The sequence below is a fragment of the Kribbella qitaiheensis genome, assembly GCF_042657745.1.
GTDB lineage: Bacteria > Actinomycetota > Actinomycetes > Propionibacteriales > Kribbellaceae > Kribbella > Kribbella qitaiheensis.
In genome coordinates this window covers 52165-67126 of record NZ_JBHSKE010000035.1, presented here as the reverse complement: position 1 = coordinate 67126, position 14962 = coordinate 52165, and the positions used below count along the sequence as shown (strand labels likewise).

Below are 14962 nucleotides of genomic sequence, written 5' to 3'. Positions count from 1 at the left end.
GGACAGGCAGCCGGATGACGGTACGGCGAAACGCACCACCAGGTTCGGAGGTGCCTGATCCGTCGTGCACAGCCCGTCGTGGCCGGTGCCATCCGGGACGGGTTCGTCCTGAACGCCACCGTCGTCGACGGTTCTGTGCTGGGCCGTTCCGTCCGTCAGGACAGTCCCACCCGTACTTCGGATCCTTCGCTATCACGGTCCCGTTCGCGTCGGCGTGACCTGTCGACTGCGACTGGCCTGTCCGCCGCGGCGGTTCCATCCCATCCGACGGCAATGAAGGTCGCCGTCGTCCGTTTCTTCAGCTCGGTCGAGCGTTGGTCTCGCGTCATCGTCCCGGCCCGTAGCAGCCGGTGATCAACCGGCCCGCCGGTGCTATATCCGCCACCGTCAGGTGGAGTGATCCCTTACTGATTCCGAGGCTAGGCGCGCCCCACCACCCCGTCAACACGGACACCCACCCACCACCCCCCAACCTCACTCCACCCCGTAAACCCCCACTCACCCCCCGCACTCCCCACCCACCCGCAGCCCACCTACCTCCACTCGCCCCGGCCACCCATCGGCCGCGCCTCAAGGCGGGTCGCGGGTCAGTGCGGGGCACAGGTCGGGCATGACACAGCGGTGCCTGGCCGAGAGCGTTGGCCAGGCACCGCTGTGGTCAGATCAGCTGCGGGGGCCTGGGAGGCCGCCGTCACCTTCGCCTTCGACATCTCCGCCGGAGCGGTCGACGTCCTCGCCAGTCCGCTCCACGTCGCCGCCCGAGCGCTCGCCGGCTCCGCCGGGCGCCTCCACATCTCCACCAGAACGCTCGACGTCTCCGCCGGAGCGTGCGGCTTGCGCGGTCGGGCTCTCGACATCGCCGCCAGCTGGGTCGGCGCCCTCGGGCAGACCTTCGCCGGTCGACAGGTTGCCGCCACCTGTCGACGTACCGGTAGACGGGTCGCTGCCTCCGCCGTCGGAAGTACCAGTGGCCGTGCCGCCAGTTACCGCGCCCTCGGTACCTGAGCCCGCCGAGCTGCTCGGCTGCTCTGACGCATTTGGTGGAGTACCACCGACCACCCCACCGTCAGACGGGTCCGATGTACTGGACTCAGTGGTGTCGGCGGTGGAGTCCGCCGACTGGGTGGTGGCGTCTGGGGCGCCGTCGTCGGGGCCGGTCGCGGGCTCCACGGTCTCCGTGGCGGTGCCGGTCGACTGCTCGGATGCGGACGGTTGCTCAGGGGCGTCCTGGCTCGTACCGGAAGTCTCCGACGCCTCGCCCGACTGCGACTCGACGTACTGGCCGACCTTCTGCTGAACGGTGTCGACCTTCTCCGCGTACTTACCGCCGGTCTGCTTGTCGACCAAGTCACCGGCCTTCTCCACGCCCGCTTTGATCTTGTCCGGGTTTTGCTTGACGACGTTCCGGAGCCAGTTCTTCGCCTGTTCCTGGAAATCGTTCATTGCACCCTCCGAGAGGTGTCAGGGGCGGATCGGACGAAAATCTCAGCCTACGGACCAGTCACAAACTCCGATCCCTACCTCGGATCAGACACCGTCAACCCCCACCCGTCAACGTCCCTCGCCGCCCACACCCCCGACTCCCTCCCCACCTCTACTCCCCCGCACCGCCAATTCCCCACCCCAACCCCCGCCAAATCCCCACCCCTCACACCCCAACCGCGGTCGACGCGGACGCTGGTTGAGCCCGGCCGACGGCGTGGCCACCCGAGCAGGAGTGAGGCGGTTACTCGGCTTCTAGGCCGGAGTCGTTGAGGAGGGGGAGTTCTTCGTCGGTGGCGGCTAGTTCTTGTTTGACGATGGTCATGGCCAGGCCGCCCGGGTATCCCTTGCGGGCGAGCATGCCGAGGAGGCGGCGCATCGCGACCTGGCGGTCGAGGGAGCGCATCGACCGGAGTTTGCGGCGGACCAGGGCCCGCGCGGTGGCTTCTTCCTGGTCCGGGTCGAGCTCATCCAGGGCGTCGCGGGCGAGCTCGTCGTCGACGCCGCGGCGGCGGAGTTCCTGGGCGAGGGCGCGCTTTCCCAGGCCGCGCCCGCGATGACGGGACTCCACCCATGCGTTGGCGAAGGCGGCGTCGTTGATCAGGCCGACCTCGGTGAAACGGTCCAGAACCGCCGCGGCGACCTCGTCCGGGATCTCCCGCTCGGCAAGGATGTCGGCCAGCTCAGCCCTGGTCCGCGGCTGGGCGGCCAGTTTGTCGAGCAGGATCGTCCGCGCGGCCGACTCGGGATCCGACGGCTTGTCGAGCTCCGGGTCGGCCGGTGTGGAGGGCTGTCCGGACCCGAACCGGCGACGCCGGCGCGGGCCCGGACGGGTGCTCTCAGAAGTCGACATCGACCTCGGCCACTGCAGCCTCGGCAGGCTTGTCCACCGCCGCGCCGATACCCATCTTCTCCTTGATCTTCTTCTCCAGCTCGTTGGCCAGATCCGGGTTGTCGCGCAGGAAGTTCCGCGCGTTCTCCCGGCCCTGACCGAGCTGGTCGCTCTCGTAGGTGAACCAGGCGCCGGCCTTGCGGACGAAGCCCTGCTCCACCCCGAGGTCCAGCAGGCTGCCCTCACGGCTGATGCCCTGGCCGTAGATGATGTCGAACTCGGCCTGCTTGAACGGCGGGGCGACCTTGTTCTTCACGACCTTGACCCGGGTCCGGTTGCCGACGAAGTCGGTGCCGTCCTTGAGCGACTCGATCCGGCGCACGTCCAGCCGCACCGAGGCGTAGAACTTCAGCGCCTTACCACCGGTCGTCGTCTCCGGGGAGCCGAACATGACGCCGATCTTCTCGCGCAGCTGGTTGATGAAGATCGCGGTGGTGTTGGTACCGCTGACCGCACCGGTCATCTTGCGCAGCGCCTGGCTCATCAGCCGGGCCTGCAGACCGACGTGGCTGTCACCCATCTCGCCCTCGATCTCGGCCCGGGGCACCAGCGCGGCCACCGAGTCGATCACGACGATGTCGATCGCACCGGAGCGGATCAGCATGTCGGCGATCTCCAGCGCCTGCTCACCGGAGTCCGGCTGCGAGACCAGCAGGGCGTCGGTGTCGACGCCGAGCTTCTGCGCGTAGTCCGGGTCGAGCGCGTGCTCCGCGTCGATGAACGCCGCGATGCCGCCGGCCCGCTGCGCGTTCGCGACCGCGTGCAGCGCCACCGTCGTCTTACCCGAGGACTCCGGGCCGTAGATCTCCACCACCCGGCCACGCGGCAGACCACCGATACCGAGCGCGATGTCGAGCGCGATCGAACCGGTCGGGATGACCTCGATCGGCGCCCGGCCCTGCTCGCCCAGCCGCATCACCGACCCCTTGCCGCACTGCCGCTCGATCTGCGTCAGCGCGGTCGCCAGAGCCTTCTCGCGATCGCCGGCCTTGCGCTCCGCACTCGCCGCTGCACCAGCCATGTGACTGCCACCTAACCCATCTACTATCGGGGCCGCTGTCCCAGCTGCCCGGAGGAATTCTTTGTCGCCAGAGACGGTATGGGTTACGTCGGACAGTTTTGGCTGCCGGGCTGAATCTGTGGACAACTCGGCCGATCCGACGAACTCGTACGAGACAAAATAACCCGAACACGTGTTCGAACCGCAAGTGACACGCCGGAACTCCCCGGACAACCAGGCTGGACCGCCGGCTGCCTACTCTGGCGCTCGTGACCGACCGCCCCGACGTTCCCGATTCCGCCGTCATCCTCACCCTCAGCAGGGTCGAGTTCGGCATCGACTCGGTGCTCGACTCACTCCGTACCCCGGACCCGTTCGGCATCCGCGGCATCCTCACCGAGTACTCCGCCCAGGAGCAACCGAACCTGGCCGAGAAGGGACTGATCCTGGCCATCGACGGGCTGTTACGGATGCGGGTCCCGGGTCATACCGAGTGGCCGACCCTTGCCACTGGCCGAGCGCTGCGGCTGGTGGGTGGAGCGGCTCGGCGGGTTCGCCGCGCTGGTCGCGGGCGTCCCCGGCTCAAGCTCCCGGCCGTCGGTGTGGTCGGCGGGTTCTTCGACGAGCGCAAGGGCATCCCGAGGGCCGCGTACGCCGCCGCGGACCTCCTCGGCAGCGGCTCGTTCCGGATAAAGCCTGTCTGAGGTCCTCGGGCGCTGCGATGATCTACCCATGAGCGCGATCGCCATCGTCAGACCAGATGCCACCTGGGCCGCGCAGTACGACAAGACGGCTCAGGTGCTCCACAACATCCTCGGGGACACCGCGCTGCGCATCGACCACATCGGCTCGACCGCGGTACCGGGGCTGGCGGCCAAGGACGTCCTCGACATCCAGGCGACAGTCGTCAGCGAGCCCGACCTGGACGACGCGGTGGAGTTGCTTGTCGCAGCTGACTGGGAGGTCCGCCCGCCGCGCCGCGATCACCCCGTGCCGGGTTTGCCGAAGGACGATCTCCAGTGGGTCAAGCGGCTGGTGATCGAGCCCATGTACCGCCGCAGGGTGAACCTGCACGTGCGCGTGGCGGGCCGTGCCAACCAGCGGTACGCCCTGCTGTTCCGGGACTACCTACGAGCCCACCCCGACACCGCAGCGGCGTACGGGGAGTTCAAGAAGCGGGCGGCGATCCTCCCGCTGGAGTCGGTGGGCGAGTACGCCGATCTGAAGGATCCCGTGTGCGACCTGATCTATCTGCCGGCCGAGGAATGGGCCGAACGTACCGGCTGGACCGTCTGAGGCTGACCCCGATTCCCCAGGCGACCACGCGCGGACGGTGATCGCAGTACTACTCGGGGCTCGTTGACGTACACCGCGCGCACCCGTGAGGCTTGACCAAGGGGGTGCGTCGAGGACGACCCGGCGTATGACGGGCGGGCCGCTCCCCAGGGGGCGTGATACGGAATGGCTGGATCAGGACGGCTCGCGGCCTTGCCTTGCGGCAAGGTGTCGAAGTGGATCGTGCTCGCGCTATGGATCGTCGCGATCGCGGTGTCCTTCGGCCCGGCAAGCAAGCTCACCGGTGCTCAGGAGAACGATGCTGTCTCCTGGTTGCCAGGCAATGCCGAGTCCACCGAGGTGCTGAAGGCGTCGGCCCAGTTCTCCTCGCCGGACGAGATTCCGGCCGTTCTGGTGTATGTACGTGACAGCGGGATCACCCCGGCCGACCTGCAGGCGGTAAAGGATCAGGTCGCCCAGTTCGGCCAGCTGCAGGACGTCGACCGCCCGGTGGTCGCGCCGATTCCGTCCGAGGACAAGAAGGCCCTGCAGGTGCTCGTACCGATCAACGCCGGCTCTGGCGGCTGGGAAACGATCGGTGCGAGAGCCGACGACATCCGACGGATCGCGGCCGAGCGACCCGACGGACTGTCGTTCCACCTGACCGGACCTGGCGGGTTCGCCGCCGACTCGCAGGAGGCCTTCGCCGGCATCGACGGCAAGCTCCTGTACTCCGCTGCGGCCGTGGTGATCATCATCCTGCTGCTCACGTACCGCAGTCCGGTGCTCTGGCTGCTGCCGCTGATCTCCGCCGGTGTCGCCTTGTTCGCCGCACAAGCGGTGGTCTACCTGCTGGCGACCAAGGCAGACCTCACCGTCAACGCACAGAGCGCAGGCATCCTCACAGTGCTCGTATTCGGCGCAGGGACGGACTATGCCCTGCTGCTGGTGGCGCGCTATCGAGAAGAGCTCCGGCGGCATGAGGATCGGCATGAAGCGATGGCGTTCGCCTTGCATCGCTCTGGGCCGGCCATCCTCGCCTCTGGCTCGACAGTGGTGGCGGGCATGCTCTGTCTGCTGCTGGCCTCCATGAACTCGACCCGTGGCCTTGGACCGGTCGCCGCTGTCGGCATCGTGGTCGCCGTGCTGGCCATGCTGACGTTGCTGCCTGCTCTGCTCGTCATCTTCGGCCGCTGGGTGTTCTGGCCGCTACGGCCGACCTATGGCTCCGACGACCACACCGAGACGAGCGTGTGGGGCAGGATTGGGCGGCGGATCGCAATAAGGCCACGGCTCACCTGGGTCGTCACCTCGCTGGCGCTCGGCGCCGCGTCTCTGGGCATGCTCACTCTCGACGCCAACGGGCTCACGAACGAGGAGTCCTTCACCGGTACTCCGGACTCGGTGGTCGGTGAGAAGGTCGTGGCGGCACACTTCCCGGCCGGCGCAGGCAACCCGTTGGTCGTGGTGAGCAACGCAGACCAGGCCGCAGAGGTTCGTACCGCGATGGAGTCGACGGAAGGAATCGCCTCGGTAGCCGCGCCGCGAACCGCAGGCGGTCTGGCGTACATCGAGGGGACGATGACGGATGCCGTCGACACCCAGGCGGCCAAGGACACCGTCGACCGGGTGCGAGCCTCCGTCCACGCGGTTGACGGGGCCGACGCGATCGCCGGTGGTGGAGCCGCGATCCTGCTGGACACGCAACGTGCGTCGAACCACGACAACAAGGTGATCATTCCGGTCGTGCTGGGCGTGGTGCTGCTGATCCTCGCGCTGCTGCTGCGAGCTCTGGTGGCTCCGGCGCTGCTGGTGGCAACGGTCGTGCTGTCCTTCGGAGCCGCCCTGGGCCTCAGCGCGCTGCTGTTCCACCACGTGCTCGGGTTCGAAGGCGCTGATCCTTCGCTGCCGTTGTTCGTGTTCGTCTTCCTGGTTGCCCTGGGCATCGACTACAACATCTTCCTGATGACCAGGGTGCACGAGGAGTCGAAGGTGCACGGGACCCGCCGCGGCGCGCTGATCGGCGTCGCCGCGACCGGCGGTGTGATCACCTCGGCCGGGCTGGTGCTGGCGGGCACCTTCGCAGTACTGGCGACGATGCCCGTGGTGGCCTTCGCGGAGATCGGTATCGCGGTCGCACTCGGCGTCCTGCTGGACACGATCGTGGTCCGGTCGGTGCTGGTGACGGCGCTCAACCTCGACATCGGACGGCACCTGTGGTGGCCGAGCAAGCTGGCCAAGAAGCGCGACCCGGAGCCCGGCGAGGATCTGGCCGAAGAGGAGCCTGAGCCCTCTCTCGCCGGCAGCTGAGCTATCCGGTTCCAGCTTTCGCCGACGGGAAGTTCCTCGCCCGCGGGAGCTCCCGGTTTCGGCGCTCGGTGGCGGGAGCGAGTGGGTTCAGCGTTCGCTGGCGGGGAGTTGGAGGTGGGCCCAGACGGCGCGCCAGACTGTCTTGGCGTGCTCGCCCTGGGCCAATGCCTCGGCGACCGTACGGCCGCCGAGCCCACTCACCACCTGGGTCTCGGCCCAGGTCCGCGAGTAGGCGGGACCGAGATGGCGATCCATCCGGTCCCAGAACTCCGTCAGTCTCATGCCTGCCCGTCATCGTCCGGCGGCTGGTTTCAGCCACCCTGTTGTCCACTTTGCTGTCCGTCCTGAGGCGGCTGCCCCCAACCACCCTGAGTCTGTCCACCTTGGCCCTGCCCGCCCGGTCCCTGCCCGGGCTGACCCTGCCGCGGCGGCTGTCCGCTCTGCGGAGGCGGTCCCTGGTGCGGAGGCTGCTGGTGCGGCGGGCCTTGCTGGGGCTGACCCCAACCGCCCTGACCCTGCCCAGGCTGTCCACCCTGAGGCGGCCCTTGCGGTGGGCCCTGCTGCGGGTGCGGACCCCACTGGCCCGGCTGACCCTGCTGCGGCGGTCCCTGCTGCGGTTGCCCAGGGTACTGCCCCGGCCCTGGCTGCCCGTACTGCTGCGGTGGCCCGTACGGACCCTGCTGGCCGTATCCCCCAGGCTGCTGGCCATACGGTCCCTGCTGGCCATACGGACCAGGCTGCCCCGGCTGGCCGCCGTACTGGGGTCCCCACTGGCCTTGCTGCGGCTGGCCCGGGTACTGCCCGTACTGACCTGCGTACTGCGCTTGGGCAGCCTTCCGGCGGCCGCGGAGTACGAAGTACGCCACAGCGGCGACGACCAACAGCACTAGCACGATGATCAGGATGATGGCCCAGAGCGGGAATCCGGCGCTCGAGTTCGACGTCAGGGAGACGTTGCCGAGCTTCTCCACGCTGTCGTACGTCGCGGTGCGGCCGCTCACCTGAGCGCCCGGGTCGTGCTCGAGGATCTTGCCCGGCATGGTGATCTTGAAGGCGATCACCGGCTGGCTGCCGGACGGCATGCTGCCCAGGTTCATGTCCTTGACGCTGACCATGAACTTGTCGCCGTCCTTGCGGAAGCTCACGCCGTCGCCGGTCGAGCTGCCCATCTTGCTGAACGGCACCTTGTCGAAGGTGCAGTCGGAGCCGACGTAGTTGTCGTCCTCGAAGGCCTTGCAGGTGACACCCTCGGTGTTCGACCCCTTGATCCCGTCCTCGACCTGCTGCCGGATCTTGTCCAGCGACTGCCCACTGGTCTGGACCAGCTGCTTGTCGATCCCGAGCTTCATGCTGCCCGAGACGGTCTCGTCGGTGTTCACCTTGAGGTCGGCATCCAGCTTCACGCAGCCGGTCAGAGCGAACAGACAGGCCACGACGACGAGTGCGGTACGCACGCGGTTCACCATGTCCCCGATCATTCCAGAAGCAGGGGACAACGCGAGGTCCGGTGTCAGCCGTCCGCGAACTGTCGGTGGCACCCGGCAAGATGGGGATCGTGCAGAGATCCACCGCGTTCAGCCGCTTCTCGCCCGCCACCCGGGCGTGGTTCGGCGACGTCTTCGAGGCGGCCACCCCGGCCCAGCTCGAGGCGTGGGAGGCCATCACCGCTGGCCAGGACGCGCTGGTGGTCGCCCCGACCGGTTCCGGCAAGACCCTGGCCGCGTTCCTCTGGGCCCTCGACCGGCTGGCCACCACTCCTCCCCCGACGGATCCGAAGCTGCGCTGCCGGGTGCTCTACGTCTCACCGCTGAAGGCTCTGGCTGTCGATGTGGAGCGCAACCTGCGCGCCCCGCTGATCGGAATCCGCGAGACAGCCCGGCGGCTCGGCGAGGCTCCGCTCGACGTGGAGGTCGCGGTGCGTTCCGGCGACACCCCGGCCAACGAACGCAGGCGCTTCGCCACGAAGCCGTCCGACGTACTGATCACCACTCCCGAGTCGCTGTTCCTGCTGCTCACCTCGCAAGCCCGCGAGTCGCTGAAGGGCGTGGAGACGGTGATCGTCGACGAGGTTCACGCGGTCGCCGGCACCAAGCGCGGCGCCCACCTCGCTCTCACACTCGAGCGGCTCGATGCTCTGCTGCCGAAGCCGGCGCAGCGGATCGGTCTGTCCGCGACTGTCCGGCCGGTCGAGGAGGTCGCGCGCTTCCTCGGCGGCGAGCGGCCCGTCACGGTGGTCCAGCCCAAGTTCACCAAGCAGTGGGATCTCAGCGTCGTTGTGCCGGTCGAGGACATGGCCGAGCTCGCCAACACCGAGATCGAGGTTTCCGGCCCAGCCGCCGGGCCGCCGAAGCATGCCTCGATCTGGCCGCATGTCGAGGAGCACGTCTTCGACCTGATCTCGGCCCACCGCTCCACCATCGTCTTCTCCAACTCGCGTCGCCTCGCCGAGCGGCTCACCGCCAGGCTGAACGAGATCGCCGCCGAGCGGGCGGAGTTGGAGCTGCCCGACGCGGGCTCGCCCGCGCAGCTCATGGCTCAGTCAGGTGCGTCCCTGGCAGCACCGCCTTTGATCGCCCGGGCGCACCACGGTTCGGTCAGCAAGGAGCAGCGGGCGCTGATCGAGGCAGACCTGAAGTCCGGGCGACTGCCCTGCGTGGTCGCGACGAGCAGCCTCGAGCTCGGCATCGACATGGGCGCGGTCGACCTGGTGATCCAGGTCGAGGCACCGCCGTCCGTGGCCAGTGGTCTGCAGCGGGTCGGCCGCGCCGGGCACCAGGTCGGCGCGACCTCGCGAGGTGTACTGTTCCCCAAGTTCCGCGGCGACCTGGTCGACACGGCCGTGGTGGTCCAGCGGATGCGCGACGGCCTGATCGAGAGCCTGCACATCCCGGCCAACCCACTCGACGTACTCGCCCAGCAGATCGTCTCGATCGTTGCCCTCGACACCATCGATGTGGACGAGCTCTACGCCCTCGTACGCCGATGCGCTCCGTTCGCCACGTTGCCCCGTTCGGCGTACGACGGGGTGCTCGACATGTTGTCCGGGCGCTATCCGTCGGACGAGTTCGCGGAGCTCCGGCCGCGGATCGTGTTCGACCGGGTCAGCGGCGAGATCTCCGGCCGGCCTGGTGCTCAGCGCCTGGCGGTGACCAGCGGCGGTACGATCCCCGACCGCGGCCTGTTCGGCGTCTTCCTCGTCGGCGAGTCCACCAACCACCGGGTCGGTGAGCTCGACGAGGAGATGGTCTACGAGTCGCGGGTCGGCGACGTCTTCACCCTGGGCGCGTCGAGCTGGCGGATCGAGGACATCACCCACGACCGAGTGCTGGTCTCCCCCGCTCCCGGCCAGCCAGGGCGGCTCCCCTTCTGGAAGGGCGATGCCGTCGGGCGTCCCGCCGAGCTGGGCGCTGCCACCGGCGCCTTCGTCCGGACGATGGCTTCGCTGCCACAAGCGAAGGCGGTCAAGCGCGCCCGCGACGCCGGCCTGGACGAGTACGCGGCGAACAACCTGGTCGCCTATCTCGCCGAGCAGCGCGAAGCGACCAGCCGGATCCCGGACGACATCACCATCCTGGTCGAGCGGTTCCGCGACGAGCTGGGCGACTGGCGCGTCTGCATCCACTCCCCGTACGGCGGTCAGGTGCACGGCCCCTGGGCTCTGGCGATCGCCGCCCGCCTGCGCGAGCGGTACGGGATGGACGCGCAGTCCGTCTCCGGCGACGACGGGATCGTGCTGCGCCTGCCCGAGACCGACGAAGCTCCGCCAGGTGCGGATCTGGTGTTGTTCGACCCGGCCGAGATCGAGGACCTGGTCACCGCCGAGGTCGGTGGATCGGCCTTGTTCGCCGCGCGGTTCCGAGAGTGTGCGGCGCGGGCCTTGCTGCTCCCCCGACGCAATCCGGGCAAGCGGTCGCCGCTGTGGCAGCAACGTCAGCGCTCGGCCCAGCTCCTCAGCGTCGCCAGCAAGTACGGCTCGTTCCCGATCGTGCTCGAGACGCTGCGGGAAGTTCTGCAGGACGTGTATGACCTGACCGCGCTGAAGGATCTCCTGACCGGGATCGGCGAGCGCCGGATCTCCGTGGTCGAGGTCGAGACCCCCGAGGCCTCGCCGTTCGCGAAGTCGCTGCTGTTCGGCTACGTGGGCGCCTTCATGTACGAGGGCGATACGCCGCTCGCCGAGAAGCGCGCGGCCGCCCTCTCCCTGGATCAAGGTCTGCTGGCCGAGCTGCTGGGCCGGACCGAGCTGCGCGAGCTGCTCGACGCTGAGGTCGTACTGCGGACCGAGGCCGAGCTGCAGCGCCTGGCGGAAGACCGTCGAGCCCGCGACGCCGAGGGCCTGTTCGACGTACTACGGCTGGTCGGGCCGCTGTCGATTTCCGAGGCCTCGCAGCGTTGCGTGGAAGGCTCAGATGCCGAGGCTTGGTTGACCGAGCTTGCCGCTGCCCGACGAGTCGTCCGGGTGCGGATCGCGGGCGAGCACCGCTGGGCTGTGGTCGAGGATGTCGCCCGGCTGCGCGACGCCCTCGGAGTGCCGCTGCCTCCAGGTGTCGCCGAGGCTCACGCCGAGTCTGTCGCGGATCCACTAGGCGATCTGGTCTCGCGTTATGCCCGCACGCATGGCCCGTTCCGTGCGATCGACCTCGCCACCCACCTCGGGATCGGCGTGGCGGTGGTGACCGATGCGCTACGGCGGTTGGCAGCCGCCGGGCGGGTGGTCGAAGGCGAGTTCCTGCCCGGTGGCATCGCGATGGAGTGGTGCGACTCGGAGATCCTCCGGCTCCTCCGCCGGCGTTCCCTCGCCGCTCTCCGCAAGGAGGTCGAGCCGGTCGATCCCGCCGCGCTGGCGCGCTTCCTGCCCGCCTGGCAGGGAATCACCAGCAGCCGCGGCCGTGGGTACGACGTACTGCTGGGCGCGGTCGAGCAGTTGGCGGGTTGTGCCGTGCCCGCGTCGGCCCTGGAGTCGATCGTGTTGCCGTCACGCGTCCCCGGGTACCAGCCGTCCATGCTGGATGAGCTGACCGCGACGGGCGAGGTCGTCTGGGCGGGGTCGGGTTCACTGCCGGGCACGGATGGCTGGGTCTCGTTGCATCTCGCGGACAACTGCGATCTGACGTTGCCCGATCCAGATTCTGCCTTCGAGCTTGGTGAGACCCACCAGGCTGTGCTCGACGCGTTGTCGGGTGGAGGGGCGTTCTTCTTCCGGCAACTGAGTGATGTGGTCGGCGCGACGGCCGGTGTGGTCGATGACGAGACGCTGGTCGGAGTCCTCTGGGACCTGGTCTGGGCCGGGCACCTGACCAACGACACGCTGGCCCCGGTGCGCTCTCTGGTCGGGGGCGGCCGAGGCAGCCACCGGACCCGCCGTACTCCGCCCCGCGCGCGCCCGGGTCGTCCGACCAGGCCGGGGCGACCCGCCATGCCATCGCGGAGTGGTCCGCCAACCGCGGGCGGCCGGTGGTCGCTGCTACCTGAGCGCAACCCGGATGCCACCAGGCGGGCTCATGCCGCGGCGGAGACCCTGCTCGACCGCTATGGCATCGTCACTCGCGGCTCGGTGATCACCGAGCGGACGCCGGGTGGATTCGCAGCGGTCTACAAGGTGTTGAGCGCGTTCGAAGAGTCCGGACGTTGCCGTCGTGGGTACTTCGTGGCGGGGCTCGGTGCCGCGCAGTTCGCCTTGCCTGGCGCGGTGGATCGCTTGCGGGCGATGGCTGAGCTTCCGACCGGTGCGCCGAACTCCGCGGCCGGGAGGCGCAAGGAGGAGCCGGCGGCGCGGGCCGTAGTACTGGCTGCTTCTGACCCGGCGAATCCCTATGGCGCGGCGCTGCCGTGGCCCGAGCGGGAGAACGCGGGTGGTCATCGACCAGGTCGCAAAGCGGGCGCGCTCGTGATGCTCGTGGATGGGCGGCTGATCGTCTACGTCGAGCGTGGGGGGCGAACCGTGCTCAGCTTCACCGAGGATCCCGACCTGCTGCAACCTGCTGTGGACGCGCTCGCGCTGGCGATCAGGGACGGCCACCTGGGCAAGCTCAGCGTAGAGACCGCGGACGGCGAGCAGGTGCGGCACACGGCGTTCGGGGATGCCTTGGCGAAGGCAGGGTTCCACGCGACGCCGCGCGGACTGCGACTCCGGGCCTGAGCCATGCGTGAACGGGATCGCGCCGATGCCTGAGGGGGGAATGAGTCGTGCCTGAGGGAGATACCGTCTGGCGCGCTTGCAAGCGTCTCAACGAGGCCCTGGGCGGGCGGGAGCTGACCCGGACCGATTTCCGGGTGCCCGCACTGGCGACGGTCGACCTCAGCGGCCGCACGATGACGGAAGTCGTTGCTCGCGGCAAGCACTTGTTGATGCGGGTTTCGGATGGGGTGACGATCCACAGCCACCTCCGGATGGACGGCAGTTGGCATCTGTACCGCCCTGGTGAGTCCTGGAAAGGCGGTCCGGACTTCCAGATCAGGGTCGTGCTGGAGACGGCTGACTGGGTGGCGGTCGGGTATCGGCTGCCGGTGCTCGAGCTCGTCGAGACGGAGAAGGAAGACACGGTGGTGGGGCACCTGGGCCCCGACCTGCTCTCCCCCGACTTCGACCGGTCCCTCGCGGTCGCCAACCTCGCCGCCGAGCCAGAACGAACCATCAGCGAGGCGTTGCTGGACCAGCGGAACCTCGCCGGGATCGGAAACTTCTATCGCACCGAGGTCTGCTTCCTGCTGGGTCTGCACCCGTGGCGGCCGGTGTCATCCGTGGACCTCGGTGCGGCGGTGGACCTCAGTCGCCGCCTGCTGAAGTCAAACCTGCGGCGCGCCGCTCAGGTGGCCACCGGGATCGATCGTCCGGGCCAGCGGACCTGGGTCTTCGAGCGCGCCGGCAAGGCGTGCCGGCGGTGTGGGACGACGATCCTGACCGCCCATATCGGCGAGCCGCCACAGGACCGCGTCAGCTACTGGTGCCCCACCTGCCAGCCCGAGCTCTGACCTCGACTGGAGTCGCAGCGGGTTGAGTCCAGGCGCCTGTGGATGACCCGCGGCACTGGCGAAAAGACGGATACCTTCTCTGTCGAATCGAACATCTGTTCGACCCGAGGAGGAGAAGACCATGTGCGACGTGTGCGGCGGCATCACGAACGACGAGTACCTGCAGCGACTCGTGGACAGCATCCGCGCCCACGGCTGGACCGTGCAGTTCATCGAGGGTGACGACCAACGGAATCCGGCCTTCGCCTACACGCTCGGGCTCAGCTTGCGGGGTCATCCGGAGTTCATCACGTTCAACTGCCGGCCGGAGTCCGTCCAACGTGATCTCGGGCCGCTGGTGCGGGCCGTGCTCGACGGGGAGCGCTTCGATGAGGGCGACGACCTGAGCCGGTTCTACCCAGCCGAGACCAAGCCTCAACTGCTCCGCTTCCCCGACTCGACGACCCACCTCTACACGGCGAACGGGATGTTCAGACGCGCCGGAGATCCGCCGATCCAGGCGTTGCAGTTCGTCTGGCCGAGCCAAGTTGCCTGGATGGGCGGCAACGGATGAATCGAGCAGAAGGATCCACGCCGCAAGGCCGGCCCAGCGTCAGGCCGGACCGACGGTCAGGCAACGCGCAGTACCGCGAATCAGGCCGTGAGCAGTGCCGCGGGTCAGGCGGCGGAGGCGACGACCTCGGTCTCGATGGTGGGATGAGCCAGCACCAGAGCCTCTTCGCGAGCCAGGTCCTCGCTCACCTCGGCGAAGATCGTCGACAAGGGGACCTCGAGCGCCATGCAGATGGCGGCGAGCAGCTCGCTCGACGCTTCCTTCTGACCGCGCTCCACCTCGGACAGATAGCCCAGGCTGACCCTCGCATCGGCGGACACCTCGCGCAGAGTGCGCCCCTGGCGCAGCCGCTTGCGCCGCAGGACGTCGCCCAGCAGGCCACGAACCAGCACCATGAGGTTTCTCCCTTCCGCCTGTCGGACCGAACTTACTCGCACCGTAGCCCGTCCGTGAGGACCAACGGTACCCGTTGCCGGGT

Annotated in this window: 12 protein-coding genes; 6 read left to right on the top strand and 6 right to left on the bottom strand. The window is 68.6% G+C overall.

All coding sequences use genetic code 11. The features are described from left to right. Positions 1–663: 663 nt before the first annotated feature. The 3 genes from ACFPJ1_RS24960 to recA all read right to left on the bottom strand — a co-directional run bounded on the left by ACFPJ1_RS24960 (position 664) and on the right by recA (position 3395). Complete coding sequence (locus ACFPJ1_RS24960) at positions 664–1443, bottom strand: Rv0909 family putative TA system antitoxin (protein WP_380107469.1); 780 nt, start codon at positions 1441–1443, stop codon at positions 664–666. A 283-nt stretch (positions 1444–1726) separates the two neighbouring features. Beyond that, positions 1727–2335, bottom strand: a complete 609-nt coding sequence (locus ACFPJ1_RS24955) for a regulatory protein RecX (protein WP_380107468.1) — start codon at positions 2333–2335, stop codon at positions 1727–1729. Further along, the gene (recA, locus tag ACFPJ1_RS24950) at positions 2322–3395 is read right to left on the bottom strand and encodes a recombinase RecA (protein ID WP_132188133.1); all 1074 of its coding nucleotides are present in this window, start codon (positions 3393–3395) and stop codon (positions 2322–2324) included. Before recA ends, ACFPJ1_RS24955 begins: the two co-directional genes overlap by 14 nt. 248 nt (positions 3396–3643) lie before the next feature. Between recA and ACFPJ1_RS24945 the strand changes: the two genes are divergently transcribed. From ACFPJ1_RS24945 to ACFPJ1_RS24935, 3 genes are all read left to right on the top strand, one after another. Next, entirely contained in the window at positions 3644–4078 is a 435-nt protein-coding gene (locus ACFPJ1_RS24945) for a hypothetical protein (protein ID WP_380107466.1), read from the top strand. A 28-nt stretch (positions 4079–4106) separates the two neighbouring features. Next, positions 4107–4670: a GrpB family protein gene (locus tag ACFPJ1_RS24940; protein ID WP_380107464.1), complete on the top strand. Its 564-nt coding sequence runs from the start codon at positions 4107–4109 to the stop codon at positions 4668–4670. Between the two features lie 165 nt (positions 4671–4835). After that, positions 4836–6959, top strand: coding sequence for an MMPL family transporter (locus ACFPJ1_RS24935; RefSeq protein WP_380107462.1), 2124 nt, complete (start codon positions 4836–4838; stop codon positions 6957–6959). An 87-nt stretch (positions 6960–7046) separates the two neighbouring features. On the opposite strand, the gene ACFPJ1_RS24930 is transcribed toward ACFPJ1_RS24935, so the two are convergent. Both ACFPJ1_RS24930 and ACFPJ1_RS24925 read right to left on the bottom strand, forming a co-directional pair. Continuing rightward, positions 7047–7241: a DUF3046 domain-containing protein gene (locus ACFPJ1_RS24930; protein ID WP_380107460.1), complete on the bottom strand. Its 195-nt coding sequence runs from the start codon at positions 7239–7241 to the stop codon at positions 7047–7049. Positions 7242–7270: 29 nt separating this feature from the next. Next, positions 7271–8425, bottom strand: coding sequence for an LppM family (lipo)protein (locus ACFPJ1_RS24925; protein WP_380107458.1), 1155 nt, complete (start codon positions 8423–8425; stop codon positions 7271–7273). Between the two features lie 80 nt (positions 8426–8505). Here ACFPJ1_RS24925 and ACFPJ1_RS24920 point away from each other — a divergent pair, with 80 nt between their 5' ends. From ACFPJ1_RS24920 to ACFPJ1_RS24910, 3 genes are all read left to right on the top strand, one after another. After that, positions 8506–13098, top strand: coding sequence for an ATP-dependent helicase (locus ACFPJ1_RS24920; protein ID WP_380107543.1), 4593 nt, complete (start codon positions 8506–8508; stop codon positions 13096–13098). A gap of 47 nt (positions 13099–13145) precedes the next feature. Next, entirely contained in the window at positions 13146–13931 is a 786-nt protein-coding gene (locus ACFPJ1_RS24915) for an Fpg/Nei family DNA glycosylase (RefSeq protein WP_380107456.1), read from the top strand. 121 nt (positions 13932–14052) lie between these two features. Continuing rightward, positions 14053–14484 (top strand): DUF4262 domain-containing protein, encoded by a 432-nt coding sequence (locus tag ACFPJ1_RS24910; protein ID WP_380107454.1) that lies wholly within the window; start codon positions 14053–14055, stop codon positions 14482–14484. 104 nt (positions 14485–14588) lie between these two features. Here ACFPJ1_RS24910 and ACFPJ1_RS24905 read toward each other — a convergent pair whose 3' ends face one another. Further along, entirely contained in the window at positions 14589–14879 is a 291-nt protein-coding gene (locus ACFPJ1_RS24905) for a helix-turn-helix domain-containing protein (protein ID WP_132285553.1), read from the bottom strand. Positions 14880–14962: the final 83 nt, after the last annotated feature.

What these genes read in the sequence shown, in the direction of transcription:
- ACFPJ1_RS24960 (WP_380107469.1), bottom strand. Translation starts at nt 1,443, where the DNA reads ATGAACGATTTCCAGGAACAGGCGAAGAACTGGCTCCGGAACGTCGTC.
- ACFPJ1_RS24955 (WP_380107468.1), bottom strand. Translation starts at nt 2,335, where the DNA reads ATGTCGACTTCTGAGAGCACCCGTCCGGGCCCGCGCCGGCGTCGCCGG.
- recA (WP_132188133.1), bottom strand. Translation starts at nt 3,395, where the DNA reads ATGGCTGGTGCAGCGGCGAGTGCGGAGCGCAAGGCCGGCGATCGCGAG.
- ACFPJ1_RS24940 (WP_380107464.1), top strand. Translation starts at nt 4,107, where the DNA reads ATGAGCGCGATCGCCATCGTCAGACCAGATGCCACCTGGGCCGCGCAG.
- ACFPJ1_RS24935 (WP_380107462.1), top strand. Translation starts at nt 4,836, where the DNA reads ATGGCTGGATCAGGACGGCTCGCGGCCTTGCCTTGCGGCAAGGTGTCG.
- ACFPJ1_RS24930 (WP_380107460.1), bottom strand. Translation starts at nt 7,241, where the DNA reads ATGAGACTGACGGAGTTCTGGGACCGGATGGATCGCCATCTCGGTCCC.
- ACFPJ1_RS24925 (WP_380107458.1), bottom strand. Translation starts at nt 8,425, where the DNA reads ATGGTGAACCGCGTGCGTACCGCACTCGTCGTCGTGGCCTGTCTGTTC.
- ACFPJ1_RS24920 (WP_380107543.1), top strand. Translation starts at nt 8,506, where the DNA reads ATGGGGATCGTGCAGAGATCCACCGCGTTCAGCCGCTTCTCGCCCGCC.
- ACFPJ1_RS24910 (WP_380107454.1), top strand. Translation starts at nt 14,053, where the DNA reads ATGTGCGACGTGTGCGGCGGCATCACGAACGACGAGTACCTGCAGCGA.
- ACFPJ1_RS24905 (WP_132285553.1), bottom strand. Translation starts at nt 14,879, where the DNA reads ATGGTGCTGGTTCGTGGCCTGCTGGGCGACGTCCTGCGGCGCAAGCGG.